Origin of the sequence: Escherichia sp. AM3, assembly GCF_032029835.1 — a bacterium.
GTDB lineage: Bacteria > Pseudomonadota > Gammaproteobacteria > Enterobacterales > Enterobacteriaceae > Escherichia > Escherichia coli.
In genome coordinates, this window is record NZ_JAVUPQ010001219.1 from 1 (window position 1) to 245 (window position 245).

Below are 245 nucleotides of genomic sequence, written 5' to 3' on the forward strand. Positions count from 1 at the left end.
GGCGCATTACACAAAAATTATCGCCCGGGATCTGGATATTGACGTCTTAAACCTGGCGGGCGGCGGTGCGGCTGGCGGAATGGGGGCGGCGCTGTATGCATTTTGCGGCGCACAGCTCCGTCAGGGGATTGAGATTGTCACCGATGCCCTGCATCTTGATGAACAGGTCGCGGACGCCGATCTGGTGATCACGGGCGAAGGGCGTATCGACAGCCAGACGATCCACGGCAAAGTGCCCGTTGGCG

1 protein-coding gene is annotated in these 245 nt (G+C 60.4%); it reads left to right on the top strand.

The features are described 5' to 3' along the window. Positions 1-245 (top strand): glycerate kinase (locus tag RTW80_RS30380; RefSeq protein ID WP_312721938.1); only part of this gene is annotated, 245 nt, incomplete at both ends.